We start from the raw sequence: 19,500 nt of genomic DNA, 5'->3' as shown, positions 1-19,500 counted from the left end.
GCCGCGAGAGCAATGGGCGCCGCCGTAAGCCGTGCACGAACCGGCGCTCAGTTCAGTTCGCTGGGCGCGATGCCGTAGCGTTCGCGGAACGCCGTGGCGAAGTTGGTGGCGTGGCGGTAGCCGACGAAGTGCGCGGCCTGCTGCACGCTGCATCCCTGGGCCAGCTGTTCGCGCGCCACCTCCAGGCGGCGCTCGCGCAGCCAGCTGAAGACCGAGCGCTGGTAGGCGGCCTGGAACTTGGCGCGCAGCGTGCTGGGACTCATGCAGGCCAGCCGCGCCAGGTCGTCCAGCGTGTGTTCCACGCCGGGCGCGTTGTACAGGCGTTCGCGCACCCGTTCCAGCAACTGGCGATCGCGCTCGGAAACGGTGCTGTCGGCCGGCGCGCGCTGTTCCAGCGTGGCCAGGGCATGCGCCAGCAGCTGCGTGGCCACGCCTTCGCGCAGCATGGCCTGCAGCGGGCCGTCCCAACCGCAATCGAGCAGGTGTTCGATGGCCTGCAGCAGATGGCCTTGCACCTGCCAGCGGCGCAGCCGCAGCGACGGCGAACGCAGCGCCTTCCAGATCAGCTCGCTGGTCGGGTCGTCGCCCGCGCCATCCGGGTCGGACAGCGACAGGTTGACGCTGCGCAGGCGCTGGCCGGGCGCGTGGATGCCGGTCATGGCGACGGTGTCGCCGTACAGCGCGCTGACGCCGCTGTGCGCGGCCAGCCTGACGTCGTCATGGCGATCGATGCGGGTCTGGGCGTTGCCCTGCAGCATGACGATGGCCGAAAAACGCGGCGACATCATCGAGGTGGCTTCGTAGTGCTGGTGCACGCGCACATCGGACAGCACCAGCGTCAGGCCGGGGCGGATCGCGTGGGTCTCGACCCGGCCTTCGGCGATGCAGAGGGTTTCCGGATCGCCCCGCAGCGCGCCATTCAACTGCGGCAGGCGGTAGCGGAAACCGCTCTGGCTGCCCATGCGGTTGAAGTCGGCGACGGTGAATTGGGCGGGGGAGGGTGATGGGTTCAAGATCGTCACTCGCGTTACGGGATGAGCCCCTAAGATGGCCGTTCACAAGCCATTGGATGTGAGAATGAGAATAACATATGTTCGCATTGTTGCAGCTATTCTCACCGATCTGGCACCATTTTGTGGCGCCATGCCCATTTCCCCCGACACCCGCCTCAAGGCGCCGCGCAATCGCCCAGCTCGTCTCCCATGATGTCGCGATACCACTCGTGGAAATGCTGCATGCCGTCCTCCATCGGCGACTGGTAGGGGCCGCTTTCGGAAGTGCCGCGGCGCAGCAGCGCCAGCCGGCCGGCGTCCATGCGTTCGCCGATCTCGTCATCCTCGACCGCCGTCTCCATGTAGGCCGCGCGCTGCGCCTCGACGAATTCGCGTTCGAATAGCGCGATCTCCTCCGGGTAGTAGAACTCGGCGATGTTGATGGTTTCCTGCGGACTCTTGGGGTACAGCGTGGAAAGCACCAGCACGTGCGGGTACAGCTCGATCATGTGGGTGGGGAAGTAGGTCACCCAGATCGCGCCGAACTCGGGCGCCGAGCCATCGCGATAGCGCATCAGCGTGTCGTGCCAGTCACGGTAGACGTCGGAGCCGGGCTTTTCCAGCGAATCGTGCACGCCCACGCGCTGCAGGCTGTGCCGGCGGCCGAATTCCCAGCTCAGGTCGTCGCAGGTGACGAAGCGCCCCAGCCCGGGATGGAACGGCCCGACGTGATAGTCCTCCAGGTAGACCTCGATGAAGGTCTTCCAGTTGTAGTTGCACTGGTGCACCTCGACGTGATCCAGTACGTAGTCGGAGAAATCGAATTCCGGCCGCTCGAACAGGTGGCCCAGGTCGACGCGCGGGTCGCGCGGGCCCTCGAACAGCAGACCATGGCAGTTCTTCAAGGGGAAGCGCGGCAGGTTCAGGCACGGCGTGCTGGGGAACTGCGGCGCGCCCAGGATCTGGCCGCGGTTGTCGTAGGTCCAGCGATGCAGCGGGCAGACGATGTTGCCGCCGCTGGCCGACAGGTTGCCGGCGGGGTTGCCGGGGCCGGTGACCGCGCCGGTCTCGCCGCCCAGGATCAGCGCCTGCCGGTGGCGGCAGACGTTCGAGACCAGCTCGACGCCCTGGGCATTGCGCACCAGCACGCGGCCGCCGTCCTCGTGCGGCAGGCGGCGCCAGTCGCCCGGCTCGGGCACGCCTTTCTCGTGGCCCACGTACAGTGCCGATTGCTTGAATATCCGTTCCTGTTCGCGGGCGAACAGGGCTTCGTCGAAATAGGCCCGAACGTGCAGCGGGCTCAACGCCTCGCGCACATGCTCAAGGCGGCCAATGTCCGTCATTTCCGACTCCTTGTGCCATCCCGCAAGGCCCGGCCGCCCTCAGGCGGGCACGGCGCTCTCGGCGTCGATCCGGGTCATGCGTTCGGCAAGATCCAATTTGGGGCAGGTGCTGCAGTAGTCGCTGTCGCGCCTGCGGAAGTAGTGGCAGCAGACCTGCCTGTCCACGGCGATGACCGGCAGGTCCGCGCGCCGCCAGGTCAGGTAGCCGCTGCGTCCCGGGACGCCGAGCAGGTCCATCCACGCGCCGGCCTGCCGCTGGGCCCAGGCATTGGCGGCGTCGCCGTCGTCATGGCGCGCCGCCAGCAGCGCGTAGAGCACGCAATCGGCCTGCATGCACTCGGCGGCGCGCGGGCTGACCCGCAGCACCTGGGTCAATTCGCGGTAGAAGGTGGCGCAGATATTGCGCAGTTGCGCGGCGGCGGCCTGCATGCGTTCGCGCAGGCCGCCGCGCAGGGGGGCATGGCGCTCCAGGGTGTAGCCGATGATGAAGCCGTCGTCCGGCACCGGCTGGGTCATGCGCGACAGGTCCGGGACGATCTCGCTGCGGTGCGCGGCGATCACGCTCAGGTAGACGGGCTGCCAGATCAGCAGCCCCCAGCAGCGCAAAGCCAGGTAGTGCGGCCCGGCCTCCGGATAGCGCTGCCCCCAGACATCGCGCAGCCGCGCGATGGCCTGGGCGTTGTCGGCGCCCGGGCGGATGCCCGGCCAGGGCGCCGCCGCGACCTGGCCCGACAGCCCGGGCACCAGGCGGCCGGTCAGCGCCAGCAGGTCGTCCAGGTCGTGGTTCACGCAAGCGCTCGCACGGTGTCGGCCTGGCCCTGGCCCAGCCATTGCGGCCGATAGCGGGCGATCGGGTTGGCCAGGTTGGGCGCCATCTGGAAGCTGCCGATGGGGTCCGCCAGGTTGACCATCTGCAGGTTGTTGGCCAGTTGCAGGCGGTTCAGGCACGAATGGATCATCTCGGGGGCGAACAGATCGTACTGGCGATACTTTTCCAGCCGCTCGGGATGGGCCTCCTGGTAGGCGGTGATGCGGCCGGCCACTAGTTTCCAGAAGGCGTCCTCGTCCATCACGCCGTGGTCGGCCAGCACTTGCGCCAGGTGGCGGAAGTAGCCCTCGAACACATCGACGAAGATGGTCAGCAGCTTGTATTCCTCGGGCACGTCGGCGGCCAGGCGGCGGGCGTTCTCGGGCAGGGCGGCGTTCGGGTTGAGGATCGACGATTCCTCGGCGATGTCCTTCATGAAGGCGCGCACCGGCACGTGGTCCTCGACCACCAGGATGACGTTCTCGCCGTGCGGCATGAACACCAGGTCATGGGCGTAGAAGCAATGCACCAGCGGCGTGAGGTAGGCATCGACATAGCGCTCCAGCCACGCGGCCGCGTCCAGGCCCGAGGCGCGGATCAGCTCGGGCAGCAAGGCGCCGCCCCGCGGATCGACGTGCAGCAGCGCCGCCATGGTCATCAGGCGCTGGTTGGCGCCGATCAGCGCGGTCGGGTTCTCGCGCCACAGCGCCGAGAACATCTTCTTGTAGGGCGTGTCGACCGAGATGGCCGCTTCGTAGTAGTAGTTGCGGAATCCCAGCGAGGCCGCTTCGCGTAGGATGGTGAAGCCGTTGCGGCGCAGCCACGGGTCCGACGAGATCAGCCCGTGCAGGTACTCGTTGATGGCTGGCGTGCCGGACATGTAGTACGGCGACAGGCCGCGCATGAAGCCCATGTTCAGGATCGACAGCGAGGTCTTGACGTAGTGCTTGCCGGGCTGGCTGATGTTGTAGAAGGTGCGGATCGACTGCTGCGCCAGGTAATCGTCGTCGCCATAGCCCAGGCACACGATCTTGCGCGTGGCCACGTAGGGGGCGAACGCCAGCGACAGCTTGTTGAACCACTGCCACGGATGCGAGGGCATGAAGTAGTAGTCGGCCGGGTCCAGCCCCTGATCGCGCAGGGTCTGGGTGTGGCGGGCGACGGTGTCCGCGCCCAGTTCGTCGCGCAGCAGGCTGTCGTAGTCCATGGTCGACAGGCAGGCGAAGTGGGCATTGTCCTTGTGCACCGCCAGCCACATCACGCGGATCGGGCTGGCGCATTCCGGGGCGTAGACGTGGTAGTCCTCGGCGTCGAAACCCAGGCGGCCATTGTTGGCGACGAAGCTGGGATGGCCTTCGATCATCGAGGTCTCGATGGTCTGGTAATCGGCCACCGCCAATTCGGCGGCCGAGGGCGCGGCGCGGGTGTGCTTGTAGGCGCTGCCGTGCAGTGTGCTGGTGATCTCGTCCAGGTAGATCGGCAGGCGGTCCTCGGGCATGCCGAGCTTGTCGCGGATCTCGATGACGAACTGCAGCGCGTCCAGCGGCGCGGGCGTGCCGGCCATGGTCTTGCTGATGGATTCGGGCGGGATGCGCCAGTGGCGCATGGCCATCAACTGCGCATCGAACTGGTATTCGGCATGGCCGTCGGCCAGCACCAGGCGGTAGCGGTCAAAGCCGGGCGCCTCGGCGGGGCCGAGCCGTTCGGGTTCCAGCAGCCATTCGTGGGCATATTCCGAGATGGCCTTCTTCACCAACAGGCGGTTCACTTTGTCCCAGACCTCGGGCGCGAGGTGGCTGGCGATCTGGGCGGGATGGGGCTGGGTGCTCATAGGGAAGACTCCTGGAGTTGGGCCTGTTCAAACTGCTGCCGGGTGCAGAAGGCGATGCTGGCGGTCTTCTCGCGAAAACGCGCCTGGCCGGCATAGACAAAACCCATGGCCAGGTTGAGCGCATGGATCTTGCTGTTGTTGCTGTCGGGTTCCACCACCACGCGCCGGGCCTGGAGGCGGTCGAACATGAAGCGCATCACGAAGGCCAGCACGTTGCGGCTGAAGTTCGGGATGCGGACCCGTGGCGGGCCGATGAAGATGTGCATGCCGAGGTCCCCGGGGCGCACCGGGTAGTGCTCGCCGACCTGGTCGTGGGCGGGGTCGTAGCATTCCACCAGGAAGGCCGGGCGGCCGTCGTGGCTGCCGAGCCAGGCGCCGGCATGGCCGCTGTCGACCAGCGCCTCGTAGAAGTCGCGCACCTGCGCTTCGGTGAACGTCTGCATCGACCAGAAACGCGCGTAGTCCATCGCGAACCACTGGCGCAGCAGGGCGGCGTCGCCGGCGGGATCGAGCGGGCGCAATGCCAGGCCCGCGCCCTCGTCGTAGTGGCTGCGCGCCTGGCGGTCGATCTCGCCCAGGAAGGCGGCGGTCATGGTGATCATGGCGGGCTCCCGGGGCATCAGACGGTGGCGGCGCGATGGCCGTCCAGCATGGGCATCAGTTCCGGCGCCACGGCGCCGCGGCACGCCGGCACCGGCTGGGCCGCGCGATGCGCCAGCACGCCGCTGGCCGGCGGACGGAAGTCCTGCAGCGCGGTGCGCGGCTCGATGGCGTAGTGCTCGTGGCCGGTCAGTTCGCGCAGGATCTGCGAATTGCGGTAGCAGCAGAAGCCCAGGTCGGGATTGGTGACGCCATGGCTGAGCAGGCCGCTGTTCTGCACGAAGATCTCGTTGCCGCCGTGGTCGATGGTGTAGTTGCGGGCGATCTGGTAGTTGCCGTCCTCGGCCCAGGCGATGCGGTCGTGGATCGGATTGACGCACGCGGGGATGCTGCGGGCGTAGCCGGTGGCCAGCACCAGGCCGTCGGCCGCGTGCGAGAACACCTGCCCCGTGTCGACGTGGCGGAACTCCAGGTGGTAGCGGGCGGCGTGGCGGTCGTAACGGCTGGCGCACAACTCGGCATTGGTCAGCAGCGTATAGCGGCGGTCGCCGTTGTGGATCTTCTCGTCCAGCAGGTCGTAGATCTGGTTGATGAGCGAGGCGTTGATGCCCTTGTACAGGCTGCTCTGCTCGGCCAGGATCTGGCGGCGGCGGTCTTCGGGCAGGTCGTAGAAGTAGTTGGTGTAGTCCGGCGAAATCAGCTCCAGCGTGAGCTTGGTGTTCTCCATCTGGAAAAAGCGCGGCGAACGGGTGATCCAGGCCAGGCTGTAGTCGTGTTCGTCGCTGTCGCGCAGCAGGTCGTGGAACACCTCGGCCGCGCTCTGGCCGCTGCCGACGATGGTGATCGAGGCGCGCCGCTGCAGTTGCTCCTTGTGCCGCAGGTACTCGGCGCTGTGGATGTAGGGCGCCTCGCGCCGGTCGCAGCAGGGCGGCAGCACCGGCTGCGACCCCAGGCCCAGCACCAGCTTGCGGCAGCGGACCATGAAGCGTTCGCCATTGACGCTGTGCTGGCCGGTGACCAGGTAGGTGTCGGTCTCGGGGTCGTGCAGCACGCTCTGCACGTCACTGTTGAAGCGCAGGTTGGGCAGGCGCGCGGCCACCCACTTGCAGTAGCGGTTGTACTCGGCGCGCGTGAGATAGTGGTTCTCGCGCATGTAGTACGAATAGATGCGGCCGGTCTGCTTGCTGTAGTTCAGGTAGCTGTATTCGCTGCGCGGATCGGCCAGGCTGACCAGGTCCGCCAGGAACGGATTCTGCAGGGTGGAGGCCTCGATCAGCATGCCGGGGTGCCAGTCGAAGCCCGGCTTCTTGTCCAGGAAGAGGGCGCGCACGCCGGGCAGCGGGGCCGACAGGCAGGCCAGGCTGAGATTGAAAGGGCCTAGGCCGATCGCGACGAAGTCATAGATTTCACGGTTCATGATGGTTACGCCTTTTGCGGAGTCTCTCGTTGCACGGACGATGCCCGGGGCGGGCATACTCGGAACAGGGCCGGCTAGTCAGGCGGAACGGGACGCGAGCGGCTCGCCGGGCCGTCGGTCCACTGCGACAACAAAGAATTTCCATCGCCGGTATTGCATGAATTCAACATCTGTTTGGGTATGATTTTCATTTGCAATATTGGCACTCTAGCAAATGCGCGCCGAGCGCGACGCATCGCCCGCGCCATGCAGGCGGCGCTCATATGCAGGGTGGCAAAGCGCATAGGGACGCGATCGGCGGGCATATCCTCATGCGGCGCCAGCGCCGGCAATGCGCCGGTGCGGCGCGGACGCGCGCGGGTTATGCTTGCCGCCATGTCAGATAAACGTCCCGTGCTCAGGCTGCGCGGCGTCTACAGCGAGCGCTTGTCGCCCGTCAGCCTGGATCTCGCGGCGGGGGAGTGCGCCGCCATCACCGGCCCTTCGGGGTCGGGCAAATCGCTGCTGTTGCGCCAGGTCGCCGACCTGGACCCCGGCCACGGCGAAATCGAACTCGACGGCGCGCCGCGTTCGGGCATGCGCGGTCACCAATGGCGCCGCCAGGTGATCTACTGCCAGGCCGAGGCCGGCTGGTGGGACGACCATGTCGCTCCGCACTTCGCCGATCGCGCGCGGGCCGCCGAGCTGATGCAGCGCATGGGCCTGCCGGCCGGGAAAATGGACGCGCTGGTGCAGGAGCTGTCCACCGGCGAACGCCAGCGGGCCGCCCTGGCGCGCGCACTGGCGCTGGCGCCGCGCGCGCTGTTGCTGGATGAACCCACCGCCGCGCTCGATCCCGCCGCCACCGAATTGGTGGAAGCCGAGCTGCGCCGCTACCTGGACGGCGGCGCGGCCATCCTGATGGTGACCCACAACCCCGACCAGGCCCGGCGCATGGCCCGCCGCGGCTGGCGCATGGCGCAGGGCAAGCTGGAGCCGCAATGGACGTGATCAAACTGCAGGCCACCGACCTGATCATCGCTTCGCTGCTGGTTGTGCTGTCGGCCGGCATTTCCTTCGCGCTGCGGCTCAACCTGCAAAAGCAGGTGCTGTGGGCGGCGCTGCGCACCGTGGTGCAGCTGCTGCTGGTCGGCCACATCCTGCGCATCGTGTTCGCGCACGCGGCGCCCTGGCTGACCGCGCTGGTGGTGGCCGTGATGATGGCGCTGGCGGCGCGCGAGGTCGCCGCCCGGCCCAAGGCGCGCCTGGCCGGCCACGGCAACGGTTATGTGGGCGCCATGGCCGTCGTCGCCACGACGGTCATCACCGCGCTGTTCATCCTGTCGACCGCGCTGCGGCCAGAGCCCTGGTACGACCCGCGCTATACGATCGCGCTGGTCGGCATCGTGCTGGGCAGCGTGCTCAACGCGGCCAGCCTGGCGCTGGACAGCGTGTTGTCCGGCGTGCGCCGCGAAAAGCTGGCCATCGAGGCGCGCCTGTCCCTGGGGGCCACGGCGCACCAGGCCTTCGCGGCGCTGCTGCGGGAATCCGTGCGCCGCGGCATCGTGCCCAGCATCAACCAGATGTCGGCGGCGGGCATCATCACGCTGCCCGGCATCATGACCGGCCAGATCATCGCCGGCATGGATCCCATCGATGCCGCCAAGTACCAGATCCTGTTGATGTTCCTGCTCTGCGGCGCCAGCGGCATGGCGGCCATGGGCGCGGCCTACGGCGCCATGCGGCGGCTGACGGACGAGCGTGGCCGGCTGCGGCTCGATCGGCTGATGGCGGAGCGCTAGCGCGAGCGGCGCCCAGGGCCGCCTCGCGTCCATCAGGGCGGGCGCCTCGACGAAATTTGATGAAATATCGACGGGATCTGCCGCATACTCCGTCCCTCCATAGAATGGCCGGCGTCACCGGCCGCAAAAGAAGGGCGGGATCCGTATGAGCATTACCGAGATGTTTGCGTGGTTGACCAGCGAGCAGGGCCTGATGGCGCTGCTGGCGCAGAATTGGGTGCTGGGCACCTGCATCATCGCCGCCATCGTGTTTATCGAGACCGGCCTGGTGGTGATGCCGTTCCTGCCGGGCGATTCGCTGCTGTTCGCGGCCGGCGCTTTCCTGGGCCTGGCGGGCATCGATCCGCTGGTGTCGCTGGCGGCCATCACGGCCGCCGCCATTGCCGGCGACGCGCTCAACTATGCCATCGCCTCGTCCCGCTTGGGGCAGAAGCTCGCCCACAGCCGCTGGGTCAAGCGCGAACACCTTGAGCGGGCGCGCGCCTATTTCGCGCGCTATGGCGCCATGACCATCACGGTGGCGCGCTTCGTGCCCATCGTGCGCACGCTGGCGCCGTTCGTGGCGGGACTGTCGCAGATGCCGCGCCGCACGTTCTTCATCTACAACGTGGTCGGCGCCATTGCCTGGTGCGGCTCGATGCTGCTGGCCGGCTACTGGCTCGGCTCGATCGCCTGGGTGCGCGCCAACCTGCACTGGGTGTCGGTCATCATCATCGGGCTGTCGCTGGTTCCGGTGGCGCTGCAATGGCTGCAGATCCGCCGGGCGCGGCGAGTCTCGCAAGCCTAGCGGCCGCGAGGCACGGCCGGTCGCCGGCGACAAGGGCCGGCCACGACGATAACGCAAGAAAAAAGCCGGCGGCTCCATGAGGAACCGCCGGCCTTGGCGCGACCGGGCCGGCTGGCCCGGGGGCGTGACGGGGCTTAGCCGATGCTGGCCAGCACCTGGTTCAGCGTGGCGCTGGGGCGCATGGCGCGGCTGGCCTTGTCTTCGTCGGGCTGGTAGTAGCCGCCGATGTCGACCGGCTTGCCCTGGGCGGCCTTGAGCTCTTCCAGGATCTTGGCTTCGCCTTGCGCGAACGCGGCCGCGGCCGGGGCGAACAGCGCGGCCAGCGCGCGGTCGTCGGTCTGCTCGGCCAGGGCCTGGGCCCAGTACATCGCCAGATAGAAGTGGCTGCCGCGGTTGTCCAGGCCGCCGACCTTGCGGTCGGGCGACTTGTTCTCGTCCAGGAACTTGGCGGTGGCCAGGTCCAGCGTCTTGCCCAGCACCAGGGCGCGGGCGTTGTCGTAGGCGCGGCCGAGGTGATCCAGCGACGCGGCCAGGGCCATGAACTCGCCCAGCGAGTCCCAGCGCAGGAAGCCTTCTTCCAGGAACTGCTGCACGTGCTTGGGCGCCGAACCGCCGGCGCCGGTTTCGAACAGGCCGCCGCCGGCGACCAGCGGCACGATCGACAGCATCTTGGCGCTGGTGCCCAGTTCCATGATGGGGAACAGGTCGGTCAGGTAGTCGCGCAGCACGTTGCCGGTGACGGAGATGGTGTCCAGGCCTTCGCGGATGCGCTTGAGCGAGAACTTGGTGGCCTCGACCGGGGGCAGGATGCGCAGATCCAGGCCGCTGGTGTCGTGGTCGTTCAGGTACTGCTTGACCTTGGCGATGACCTGGGCGTCGTGGGCGCGCTTTTCGTCCAGCCAGAACACGGCCGGCGTCTGGCTGACGCGGGCGCGGGTGACGGCCAGCTTGACCCAGTCCTGGATCGCGGCGTCCTTGGTCTGGCACATGCGCCAGAGGTCGCCGGCCTCGACGGCCTGCTCCAGCAGCACCTTGCCCGAGGCGTCGGTGACGCGCACGGTGCCGGTGGCCGGGACCACGAAGGTCTTGTTGTGCGAGCCGTATTCCTCGGCGGCCTGTGCCATCAGGCCGACGTTGGGCACGCTGCCCATCGTGACCGGATTGAAGGCGCCGTGCTGCTTGCAGTCGTCGATGACGGCCTGGTAGACGCCGGCGTAGCAGCGGTCGGGGATGACGGCCTTGGCGTCCTGCAGCTTGCCTTCGGCGTTCCACATCTTGCCCGAGTCGCGGATCATGGCGGGCATGGAGGCGTCGACGATGACATCGCTGGGCACGTGCAGATTGGTGATGCCCTTGTCGGAGTTCACCATGGCCAGCTGCGGCAGCGTCTTGTAGGCGGCGTCGATGTCGGCGGTGATCGCGGCCTGCTGGTCGGCGGGCAGCGATTGGATCTTGGCGTACAGGTCGCCGATGCCGTTGTTGGGATCGAAGCCGGCCTGCTTGAGGACGGCGGCGTGCTTGGCCAGCACGTCCTTGTAGAACACCGACACCACGTGGCCGAAGATGACGGGGTCGGAGACCTTCATCATGGTGGCCTTCAGGTGCACCGAGAACAGCACGCCCTGGGCGCGCGCGTCGTCGATTTGGGCCTGCAGGAAGGTCTTGAGCTTGGCGGTCGACAGCACGGCGGCGTCGATGATCTCGCCGGCCTTGACCGGGGTCTTTTCCTTCAGCACGGTCTTGGTGCCGTCGGCGGCGGTCAGTTCGATCTTGACGTCGCCGGCTTCGGCGATCAGGGCCGACTTTTCGGTGCCGTAGAAGTCGCCGCTGTCCATGTGCGCCACGTGGGCCTTGGAGTCAGCCGTCCAGGCGCCCATCTTGTGCGGGTGCTTGCGGGCGTAGTTCTTCACCGACAGCGGGGCGCGGCGGTCGGAGTTGCCTTCGCGCAGCACGGGGTTGACGGCGCTGCCCTTGACCTTGTCGTAGCGCGCCTTGACGTCGCGCTCGGTGTCGTTGGCCGGGGCGTCCGGGTAGTCGGGCAGCTTGTAGCCCTGGTCCTGCAGTTCCTTGATGGCGGCCTTGAGCTGCGGCATCGAGGCGCTGATGTTCGGCAGCTTGATGATGTTGGCTTCGGGCTGGACCGCCAGGGCGCCCAGCTCGGACAGGGCGTCGCCCAGCTTCTGGCTGTCGTCGAGGTAGTCGGGGAACAGGGCGATGATGCGGCCCGCCAGGGAGATGTCGCGGGTCTCGACCGTGATGCCAGCGGACTTCGCGAAGGTCTGGACGATCGGCAGCAGGGAACGGGTTGCAAGCGCCGGAGCTTCGTCGGTGAGGGTGTAGATAATCTTCGGAGTAAGAGACATGATCCTTGAATCTGTTCGGCGGTGGCGCTAGGCGCAAACCCGAACATGCTATGCGGCGTCAGCCGGTAGATGTTGTCGAGAGTGGGTTCGTATGGGCAGACCCGGGCAGGCCCCGATCGGCTCAACATGGCGCCGCCCGTCCTTTATGTGCTGGTCCAATTGCCCGACCGCCTGGAAGGTACGACTGCCACGAATCGAACATTGTAATACCGCGCCCCGTCTGGCGCGCGCGGAAATGGGCGCCAATCGTCCGCGGGCCGTGCGGTCGGGGCGGAAAAGTGCCTTTTTGTTTCCAGGAATGGCGCCAAATGACCATAACTTGCTGGTATCGGCATGGAAGTTATGGCTAATATTCCGCATCCGTTCGCGCCAGTCCGCGGGCGGGAAAGAGCGGGGCGCCGGATGACGATGGGCGTTGTGCAGCCCGGCGCGGGGAGATGCAATGCGGTTTGGCAGTCTGTCGTTCGATCCGAAGTTCCACTACGCCAGCCGTCCCGATGGCCAGACGATCCACTTCACGCCGGTCGAGAGCGCGGCGCTGGCGCTGCTGGTCGGGCACATGGGCCAGATCCTGCCGCGCCAGCGCCTGCTGGACGCGACCCAGCGCGGCGAGGCCGACGCGCTCGAACGCAGCGTTGACCTGATGATCAACCGCCTGCGCGGCAAGCTGGGCGATTCGGCCCGCGCGCCGCGCTTCATCGCCACCAGCTATGGCGAAGGCTATAGCTGGATCGCCGCGCCCGAGCCGGAGCCGGGCGGCGATGTCTTCGTCGCCATCGGCCCGGCCGCCGGCCCCGAGGCCCTGCGGACCGAACCGAGGGTCAAGGCCTTCCTGGTGGATCTGGCCGGCGCCCTGCGGGCCCGCCTGCCGAGCGAGCGCGGCGTCACCCTGTTGTCGCTGGCGGCCGCCAACGAGGCCCAGGCGCCGTTTCGTGTCGAGGTCGGGCTGCGCCAGGACCAAGCCGGCGTGCACTGCGCCGTGGTGCTGCGCGAGGCCGCCAGCGGCGCCGCGCTGCGCGCCGAACGCTGGACCATCGCCCCGGCCGACGAGGCCGCGGTCGGCCGCAGCGCCGCGTCCACCTTCGCCGCCTCCATCAAGAGCGAGATCTGGCGCAGTCTGGCGCGGGCCCGTGGCGAACTGGCCGGCCCCACCGACGAGCCCATCGAGTTGCGCCTGCATCGCGCCGCGCAACTGCTGTCGCGCACGCCGCAAAGCTGGCTGGAGTCGGCGTCGGAACTGGAAAAGCTGCGCGCCGAAAGTCCGGACGATCCCCACACCGCGCTGATGTGGGCGTCGCACCTGTATGCGCGGCTGGTGCTGGACCTGTCCAGCGATCCGGCCGAACTGGAGCCGCGGATCGAGGCCCTGGTGTTCCAGGCGCTGCCGCGCGTGCGCGCCAATCCGCTGCTGGCGCTGGCGGCGGCCAAGCTGTTGTGCTTTGTCAGCCACGACCACCTGGAGCTGGCCGAGGCCTTGGCCGAGGACGCCTTCAGCCACGGCACCGCCTTCGCCTCGGCGTTTTCGGTGATGGGCCAGTTGCGCCTGAACCGTGGCCGTCTGCGCGAAGCCATCGACCACTTCGACCAGGGCATCGAGCTGGCCGAGCCGGGGTCGGAATTCCAGGTGTTCCTGATGGTGCTCAAGTGCACCACGCTGCTGGCGCTGGACGACCGCCAGGCCTGCCAGGCGGCCTGCGAGACGCTGTACCGGACCAAGCCGCTGACGCGGACGCAGATGGGGCTGTTCCTGTCTTCGCCGGACGAGGTCCTGCCCGACGATCTGCGGCAGATCCTGCTGGCCCTGGACGCAGACCTGCTGCGGCGCCTGCTGGCGCACTTTGAATACCTGTTCGTGCGGCGGGTGCCGGACGCGGCCGGCAGGAAGAACATGTTCCGGGGCGTGCTGGCGCAGCTGGCCAGGCACCGGCCGATCGATGACCTGCCGTCGCGGGTGGGCGTCTATCTTTAGGCGCCCTGTTGTATTCGCCAGGTACTCGCCATGTGCCCCGCCGCGTCGGCGAGGCGGGCGGCGCGGTTCGAGTTGATGCGCGATTTGACAAATGGCCCCGCTTGCGGGAAGCTACGGCCCATGACTTCCCGCGCCGTCCGCATTTCGCTGATTATTACCATCATTCCTGGAATGGTGGGTTAACGCGCGACCGCAGTCAGTCAAACAAACCCGCCCCACGAGGCGGGTTTTTTGTTGCCGCCTCTGCCGGGCCCAGCCCCCACGCCGCAGAGAGTCTTCATGCAACAACCGCAAGCCGCCACCGCCAAGACGTCCGAGACCGACCCCTTCACCCCGGGCCATGCCGCGCCCATGGAATACCTGCGCCAGATCCTGACGGCGCGGGTCTACGATATCGCCCGCGAAACCGAACTGGACCTGGCCCAGGGCCTGTCGCGCCGGCTGGGCAACCGCGTGCATCTCAAGCGCGAGGACAACCAGCCGGTGTTCTCGTTCAAGGTGCGCGGTGCCTACAACAAGATGCGCAACACGCCGCAGGCGGCGCTGGAACGCGGCGTCATCACCGCCTCGGCCGGTAACCACGCCCAGGGCGTGGCGATCTCCGCCGCCCGGCTCGGCGTGCGCGCCACCATCGTGGTGCCGCAGACCGCGCCGCAGGTGAAGGTGGATGCGGTGCGCGCCTTCGGCGGCCCGACGGTGCAGGTGGTGCTGGCGGGCGATTCCTACAGCGATGCCTACGCCTACGCGCAGACGCTGGCGCGCGACCAGGACCTGACCTTCATCCCGGCGTTCGACGATCCCTACGTCATCGCCGGCCAGGGCACGGTGGGCATGGAGATCCTGCGCCAGCACCCGGGGCGCCTGGACGCGGTGTTCGTGCCGATCGGCGGCGGCAGCCTGGCGGCGGGGGTGTCGGTGTACATGAAGGCGGTGGACCCTTCGGTCAAGGTGATCGGGGTGCAGACGGTCGATTCCAGCGCCATGGCGCAGTCGATCCAGGTGGGCGAGCGGGTCAGCCTGGCCGAAGTGGGGCTGTTCTCCGATGGCACGGCGGTCAAGCTGGTGGGTGAAGAGACCTTCCGGCTGTGCCGCCAGTATCTGGACGAAGTCATCCTGGTGGATACCGACGCGGTCTGCGCGGCGATCAAGGACGTGTTCCTGGACACCCGCAGCGTGCTGGAACCGGCGGGCGCGCTGGCGCTGGCCGGGCTCAAGCAGTACGTCGAGCGCGAAGGCGCGCAGGGCCAGTCGCTGGTGGCGATCACCTCGGGCGCCAACATGAATTTCGACCGCATGCGCTTCGTGGCGGACCGGGCCGAGGTGGGCGAGGCGCGCGAAGCCGTGTTCGCCGTGACGCTGCCCGAGGAGCGCGGCAGCTTCCGCCGCTTCTGCGCGGTGATGGGGCAGCGCAGCGTGACCGAATTTAACTACCGCATCGCCGATGCCAACACCGCCCGCATCTTCGTCAGCGTGCAGATCGCGCGCCGCGGCGAGGCCGCGGACATCATGCGCGGCCTGGAGCAGGAAGGCTTCGCGGTCAGCGACCTGAGCCACAACGAAGTCTCCAAGCAGCACATCCGCTACATGGTGGGCGGACGCTCGCCGCTGGCGGGCGGCGAACGGCTGTTCCGCTTCGAGTTCCCGGAGCGTCCGGGCGCGCTGATGAAGTTCCTGTCGGCAATGGCGCCGAACTGGAACATCAGCCTGTTCCACTACCGCAACCAGGGCGCGGACTTCAGCTCGGTGCTGGTGGGCATCCAGGCGCCGCTGGCGGACGACGCGGCGCTGGACCGCTTCCTGGCGCAGCTGGGCTACGCGCATTGGGAAGAGACAGCGAACGAGGCGTACCGGCAGTTCCTGATCTAGGCGGACAGCCCATGGTGGGCCAACCCGTGATGGGCCAGCCCCTGATGGGCCAGCCCATGATGGGCCAGCCCGTCCACATGCACCTGGGGCTGGCCTTGCGGGCAGCGCTCCACGCGCGCCAGCACGCCATAGGCGCGGCGCAGCGTATCGGGCGTGACCACGTGCCGCGGCGGGCCTTCGGCCAGCAGGACGCCACCGTGCAGCAACAGCGCATGGTCGGCGTGGCGCAGCGCGATGTTCAGGTCGTGCAGCACCACCAGCGTGATGAGCCGGTGGCGGACGGTCTGGCGCCGCAGCACATCCATGACATGGAACTGGTAGTTCAGGTCCAGCGCCGACAGCGGTTCGTCCAGCAGCAGCAGGCGCGGCCGCCGCACCAGCGCCTGGGCCAGCGAGGCCAGCTGCTTCTGGCCGCCGGACAGTTCGTCGAGGTAGCGGCTGGCGAGATGGCCGATGCCCAGTTCGGTCAGCACCTGCATCGCCTCGCGCATCAAGGCGTCGCCGCCCTGGCGCGCGCGGCCCGAGCGGGCCGCCACCAGCACCGACTCCAGCACGGTCATGTGCACGCCCTTGGGCAGGGCCTGGGGCATGTACATGGCGTGCTCGGCGCGGCGGGCCGGAGAGAGGCCGGCGAAATCCGCGCCGTCCAGCCGCAGGTCGCCGCCCAGCATGGGATTGAGCCCCGCCAGCGTCTTGAGCAGGGTCGATTTGCCGCTGCCGTTCGGCCCCAGCAGGGCGGTCAGCGTGCCCTCGGGCAGCGGCGCCGCGCGCAGGGCGCGCAGCACCGGGCGGTGGCCGTAGCCGGCGGTCAGCGCGCGGATCTCCAGCGAGGCCATGGCGTCAGGGCTGCAGCGCCAGCGTGCCGCGCATGTGCTGGGCGTGGGCCGGGAACGAGCAATAGAAGGTGTACGACTGGCCTGCGGCCAGGCGGCTGACCGGGAACGTGACGGTGGCGGTTTCGCCGCCGCCGAGCATCGGCGTCTTGGCCAGGATGCGGCCGTCGCCCGGCGCCAGGAAGTCGTGCGCCGCGCCGGCCTTGATGCCGTCGACCATGACCGCGTCGATGTCCTCGGTCTTGGTCAACACCCAGTTGTGGCCGGCCTTTTCCTTGCTGTTCTTGCCGGTGTGGATGAGACGCACCGTGAAGTCCTGGCAGGTCGCGGGCACCACGATGTGGTTGGGCGCGAACTTCTTGCCGGGCTGGCCTTCGATGTCGATGCCGCAGGCGGGCTCGGCGGCGTGGGCGGCGCCGGCGGCCAGCAGGGCGACGAGGGCGAGCGGGTAACGGGTTTGCATGGGGAGGCGTCTCCGGGGTCGGGGGAAGGCGTCAGCCGCGCTTGAGGGCGCGGATGACGATGGTGAGAAAGAAGGGAATGCCGACCAGCGAGGTCACGATGCCGACCGGGATCAGGGCGCCGGGCAGCACTGTCTTGGAGGCGACCGAGGCCAGCGACAGGATCAGGGCGCCGGCCAGCGCGCTGCCGGGCAGGTAGTAACGGTGGTCTTCGCCCAGCAGCAGGCGGGCGATGTGCGGCGCCACCAGGCCGACGAAGCCGATGGTGCCGACGAACGACACCGCCAGCGCCGCCAGCGCGCTGACCCGCAGCAGGCTCACCAGGCGCAGGCGCTTGACGTCGATGCCGAAGCTGGCGGCGCGTTCCTCGCCCAGGCGCACGGCGGTGAGTTTCCAGGCGTCGCGCAGCGAGAACGGCAGCGCCAGCGCCAGCGCGGCCGCCATCACGCCCACGGTGGTCCAGGTGGCGCGCGCCAGGCTGCCCATGGTCCAGAACACGATGCCTTGCAGCGCTTCCTCGCTGGCGATGAACTGCAGCAGCATGACCAGCGCCTGGAACGAATACACCAGCGCGATGCCGAACAGCACCACGCCCAGCGTCGAACCGCCGCGCCAGCGCGCCACGCGCTCCAGGATCAGCACCGACACCAGGGTGCTGGCGAAGGCCGACAGCGACACCACCATGCCGGGCGGCAGCGCCGGCACGTGCCAGTCCAGGGTGATGGCCAGCGAGGCGCCGAACGCGGCCGCGGCCGACACACCCAGCGTATAGGGGCTGGCCAGCGGGTTGTCCAGCATGGTCTGCATCTCGGCGCCGCCCAGGCCCAGGGCCAGGCCCACCAGCAGCGCCATCAGGGCGTAGGGCAGGCGGAACTGCCAGACGATGACGCGTGTGCCGGCGTCGGCGGCGTCGGGGTGCAGCAGGGTGCGCAGCAGGTCGAGCGGCGCCAGGCCGGCCGGGCCGGTGGCGACGTCGGCCAGCAGGCTGATGGCGATGGCCACGGCCAGCGCCAGGGCCAGCGCCAGCCGCCGCCGGCGGGTGCGATGGTAGCGGGCGACGGGATCGTCCAGGACGCCGTCGGCGGCGAGGACGGTAGCGGAAGTCTGCATGGTGGCGTGCCTGCCTGCCGTCAACGGGCGACGGGTGCGGTCCAGTAGGTGCCGGCGCCGTCCACGTCGAGGAAGTCGCGGTACAGCGTGGCCAGCGTGGCGTCCGGGTCCAGCGCGGCGGCGCGTTCGGGGTACAGCCACTTGGCCATCGCTTCGATTGCCGCGATGTTGTAGGGCGAGTTGTAGAACGCGTGCCAGATGCCGAAGGCGCGGCCGCGCTTGACCGCGTCCAGGTCGCGGATGCCGTCGCGTCGCAGCAGGATGGACAGGCTGGCGGCGGAGACATCGGCCGCGGCGCCGGGACCGACCAGCAGGCCGGGACGGCCGGGGTCGGAGCGGCTGCCGGTGGCAATGTAGACCTGCGGCTGGGCCTTCAGCAGGAATTCCATGCTGACGTCGCCGATCGCGCCCGGCAGCACCGGGGCGGCGACGTTGACGCCGCCGGCGGCTTCCAGCAGGTCGCCGAAACTGCCATTGCCGGTGGTGTGGCAGCAGGCGGGCCAGACGCCGGCCAGCATCTCGACGAATGCGCGCGGACGCTCGGCCTGCGGCACCGGCTGCACCAGTGCGCGGACCTTGGCCAGGTGCGATTCATAGAAGGCGATGTAGCGCTCGGCCTGTTCCCGGCGGTCGAGCGCCTGGCCCAGGATACGCAGGCTGGGCACGGTGTTCTTGACCGGATGCTGGCGGAAGTCGATGAACACGACCGGGATGCCGGCCTCTTGCAGCGACGCGATCATCGGGTTGTTGCGGCCCGGGCCGTGGCCGCTCAGGCTGAAGATGGCCACGTCCGGCTTGAGCGAGACGATCTTCTCCGGGCTGACGCTGGCTTCCGAGGTGGTGCCGATCAGCGGCACCTCGGCCGCCTTGGGGAACCGCTTGATCAGCTGCAGCCAGGAATAGGGATCCTGCTGCTTGAGTTCGCCCTGCCAGCCGACCACGCGCGCCACCGGGTCGGCGCGGTCCAGCAGCGCCATGGCGAAGACGAAGCGGCCTTCGCCCAGCAGCACCCGCCGCGGATGATCGGGCACGGTGACGACGCGGCCGGCCAGGTCGGTCACCTGGCGCGCCTGGACGCCGGGCAGGGCGCAGAGCAGGGCGGCGGCGGCCAGCGCCGCGCGGAACATGATTTTCAAACGCATGGGAGATCCCGATCCAGTGGCCACGACACGCCCCGCGGGCTTGCGGGTAACGCGAACCATTCCTATCGGCAGGCAGTCTCCGCCATCGGGGTTCAAGAATTCGTTAAGACGCGCGCCGGGTTGTTGCGGCCCCGCCGCGAAACGGCTGGCGTCGGTGGCCGGATCGCGGCCGCGCTTACAATCTGAGATTGATTTCC

At 68.5% G+C, this 19,500-nt stretch carries 16 protein-coding genes; 5 read left to right on the top strand and 11 right to left on the bottom strand.

The window, feature by feature from the left end; genetic code table 11:
- Nucleotides 1-47: 47 nt before the first annotated feature.
- The 6 genes from AruCF_RS14995 to AruCF_RS14970 all read right to left on the bottom strand — a co-directional run bounded on the left by AruCF_RS14995 (nt 48) and on the right by AruCF_RS14970 (nt 6,991).
- A complete protein-coding gene (locus AruCF_RS14995; RefSeq protein ID WP_254431206.1) occupies nt 48-962 on the bottom strand; it encodes a helix-turn-helix transcriptional regulator in 915 nt (304 codons plus the stop codon).
- 206 nt (nt 963-1,168) lie between these two features.
- Complete coding sequence (locus AruCF_RS14990) at nt 1,169-2,335, bottom strand: aromatic ring-hydroxylating oxygenase subunit alpha (RefSeq protein WP_049073899.1); 1,167 nt, start codon at nt 2,333-2,335, stop codon at nt 1,169-1,171.
- A 39-nt stretch (nt 2,336-2,374) separates the two neighbouring features.
- Nucleotides 2,375-3,166: a siderophore ferric iron reductase gene (locus AruCF_RS14985; protein ID WP_049073897.1), complete on the bottom strand. Its 792-nt coding sequence runs from the start codon at nt 3,164-3,166 to the stop codon at nt 2,375-2,377.
- Complete coding sequence (locus AruCF_RS14980) at nt 3,121-4,974, bottom strand: IucA/IucC family protein (protein ID WP_049073895.1); 1,854 nt, start codon at nt 4,972-4,974, stop codon at nt 3,121-3,123. Before AruCF_RS14980 ends, AruCF_RS14985 begins: the two co-directional genes overlap by 46 nt.
- Nucleotides 4,971-5,576: a GNAT family N-acetyltransferase gene (locus AruCF_RS14975; protein ID WP_049073894.1), complete on the bottom strand. Its 606-nt coding sequence runs from the start codon at nt 5,574-5,576 to the stop codon at nt 4,971-4,973. Before AruCF_RS14975 ends, AruCF_RS14980 begins: the two co-directional genes overlap by 4 nt.
- A gap of 17 nt (nt 5,577-5,593) precedes the next feature.
- Nucleotides 5,594-6,991, bottom strand: a complete 1,398-nt coding sequence (locus AruCF_RS14970; RefSeq protein WP_049073892.1) for a lysine N(6)-hydroxylase/L-ornithine N(5)-oxygenase family protein — start codon at nt 6,989-6,991, stop codon at nt 5,594-5,596.
- A gap of 375 nt (nt 6,992-7,366) precedes the next feature.
- Between AruCF_RS14970 and AruCF_RS14965 the strand changes: the two genes are divergently transcribed.
- The 3 genes from AruCF_RS14965 (at nt 7,367) to AruCF_RS14955 (ending at nt 9,559) form a co-directional block, all read left to right on the top strand.
- Nucleotides 7,367-7,981 carry an ABC transporter ATP-binding protein gene (locus tag AruCF_RS14965; RefSeq protein WP_231132945.1) on the top strand — a complete coding sequence of 205 codons (615 nt, stop codon included), beginning with the start codon at nt 7,367-7,369 and terminating at the stop codon, nt 7,979-7,981.
- Nucleotides 7,972-8,772, top strand: a complete 801-nt coding sequence (locus AruCF_RS14960; protein ID WP_049073889.1) for an ABC transporter permease — start codon at nt 7,972-7,974, stop codon at nt 8,770-8,772. Before AruCF_RS14965 ends, AruCF_RS14960 begins: the two co-directional genes overlap by 10 nt.
- Before the next feature lie 145 nt (nt 8,773-8,917).
- Entirely contained in the window at nt 8,918-9,559 is a 642-nt protein-coding gene (locus AruCF_RS14955; RefSeq protein WP_049073887.1) for a VTT domain-containing protein, read from the top strand.
- Nucleotides 9,560-9,693: 134 nt separating this feature from the next.
- On the opposite strand, the gene AruCF_RS14950 is transcribed toward AruCF_RS14955, so the two are convergent.
- On the bottom strand, nt 9,694-11,922 hold the full coding sequence (locus tag AruCF_RS14950) for an NADP-dependent isocitrate dehydrogenase (protein ID WP_049073885.1): 2,229 nt from the start codon (nt 11,920-11,922) through the stop codon (nt 9,694-9,696).
- Between the two features lie 442 nt (nt 11,923-12,364).
- Between AruCF_RS14950 and AruCF_RS14945 the strand changes: the two genes are divergently transcribed.
- Nucleotides 12,365-13,891 carry a winged helix-turn-helix domain-containing protein gene (locus AruCF_RS14945; RefSeq protein ID WP_049073883.1) on the top strand — a complete coding sequence of 509 codons (1,527 nt, stop codon included), beginning with the start codon at nt 12,365-12,367 and terminating at the stop codon, nt 13,889-13,891.
- 351 nt (nt 13,892-14,242) lie between these two features.
- Nucleotides 14,243-15,757: a threonine ammonia-lyase, biosynthetic gene (gene ilvA / locus AruCF_RS14940; protein WP_049077846.1), complete on the top strand. Its 1,515-nt coding sequence runs from the start codon at nt 14,243-14,245 to the stop codon at nt 15,755-15,757.
- Here the strand turns inward: ilvA and AruCF_RS14935 are convergent.
- From AruCF_RS14935 to AruCF_RS14920, 4 genes are read right to left on the bottom strand one after another with little or no spacing between them, the layout of a single operon-like run.
- Entirely contained in the window at nt 15,754-16,593 is an 840-nt protein-coding gene (locus AruCF_RS14935) for an ABC transporter ATP-binding protein (RefSeq protein ID WP_049073881.1), read from the bottom strand. The genes ilvA and AruCF_RS14935 overlap by 4 nt on opposite strands.
- Before the next feature lie 4 nt (nt 16,594-16,597).
- Nucleotides 16,598-17,053: an azurin gene (azu, locus tag AruCF_RS14930; RefSeq protein WP_049073880.1), complete on the bottom strand. Its 456-nt coding sequence runs from the start codon at nt 17,051-17,053 to the stop codon at nt 16,598-16,600.
- Nucleotides 17,054-17,084: 31 nt separating this feature from the next.
- On the bottom strand, nt 17,085-18,161 hold the full coding sequence (locus AruCF_RS14925) for a FecCD family ABC transporter permease (RefSeq protein WP_049073877.1): 1,077 nt from the start codon (nt 18,159-18,161) through the stop codon (nt 17,085-17,087).
- 20 nt (nt 18,162-18,181) lie between these two features.
- The gene (locus AruCF_RS14920) at nt 18,182-19,303 is read right to left on the bottom strand and encodes an ABC transporter substrate-binding protein (RefSeq protein WP_049073875.1); all 1,122 of its coding nucleotides are present in this window, start codon (nt 19,301-19,303) and stop codon (nt 18,182-18,184) included.
- Nucleotides 19,304-19,500 lie beyond the last annotated feature (197 nt).

It is taken from the genome of Achromobacter ruhlandii (assembly GCF_002082135.1).
GTDB classification, from domain to species: Bacteria; Pseudomonadota; Gammaproteobacteria; order Burkholderiales; family Burkholderiaceae_B; genus Achromobacter; species Achromobacter ruhlandii.
The sequence above is the reverse complement of the archived record's forward strand: the minus strand, read 5'-3'. Positions and strand labels throughout refer to the sequence as shown.

Coding starts and splice junctions, on each gene's coding strand:
- AruCF_RS14995 (WP_254431206.1), bottom strand. CDS start 962: ATGGGCAGCCAGAGCGGTTTCCGCTACCGCCTGCCGCAGTTGAATGGC.
- AruCF_RS14935 (WP_049073881.1), bottom strand. CDS start 16,593: ATGGCCTCGCTGGAGATCCGCGCGCTGACCGCCGGCTACGGCCACCGC.
- azu (WP_049073880.1), bottom strand. CDS start 17,053: ATGCAAACCCGTTACCCGCTCGCCCTCGTCGCCCTGCTGGCCGCCGGC.
- AruCF_RS14945 (WP_049073883.1), top strand. CDS start 12,365: ATGCGGTTTGGCAGTCTGTCGTTCGATCCGAAGTTCCACTACGCCAGC.
- AruCF_RS14975 (WP_049073894.1), bottom strand. CDS start 5,576: ATGATCACCATGACCGCCGCCTTCCTGGGCGAGATCGACCGCCAGGCG.
- AruCF_RS14965 (WP_231132945.1), top strand. CDS start 7,367: ATGTCAGATAAACGTCCCGTGCTCAGGCTGCGCGGCGTCTACAGCGAG.
- ilvA (WP_049077846.1), top strand. CDS start 14,243: ATGGAATACCTGCGCCAGATCCTGACGGCGCGGGTCTACGATATCGCC.
- AruCF_RS14920 (WP_049073875.1), bottom strand. CDS start 19,303: ATGCGTTTGAAAATCATGTTCCGCGCGGCGCTGGCCGCCGCCGCCCTG.
- AruCF_RS14955 (WP_049073887.1), top strand. CDS start 8,918: ATGAGCATTACCGAGATGTTTGCGTGGTTGACCAGCGAGCAGGGCCTG.
- AruCF_RS14925 (WP_049073877.1), bottom strand. CDS start 18,161: ATGCAGACTTCCGCTACCGTCCTCGCCGCCGACGGCGTCCTGGACGAT.
- AruCF_RS14980 (WP_049073895.1), bottom strand. CDS start 4,974: ATGAGCACCCAGCCCCATCCCGCCCAGATCGCCAGCCACCTCGCGCCC.
- AruCF_RS14990 (WP_049073899.1), bottom strand. CDS start 2,335: ATGACGGACATTGGCCGCCTTGAGCATGTGCGCGAGGCGTTGAGCCCG.
- AruCF_RS14970 (WP_049073892.1), bottom strand. CDS start 6,991: ATGAACCGTGAAATCTATGACTTCGTCGCGATCGGCCTAGGCCCTTTC.
- AruCF_RS14960 (WP_049073889.1), top strand. CDS start 7,972: ATGGACGTGATCAAACTGCAGGCCACCGACCTGATCATCGCTTCGCTG.
- AruCF_RS14950 (WP_049073885.1), bottom strand. CDS start 11,922: ATGTCTCTTACTCCGAAGATTATCTACACCCTCACCGACGAAGCTCCG.
- AruCF_RS14985 (WP_049073897.1), bottom strand. CDS start 3,166: ATGGCTGGGCCAGGGCCAGGCCGACACCGTGCGAGCGCTTGCGTGAAC.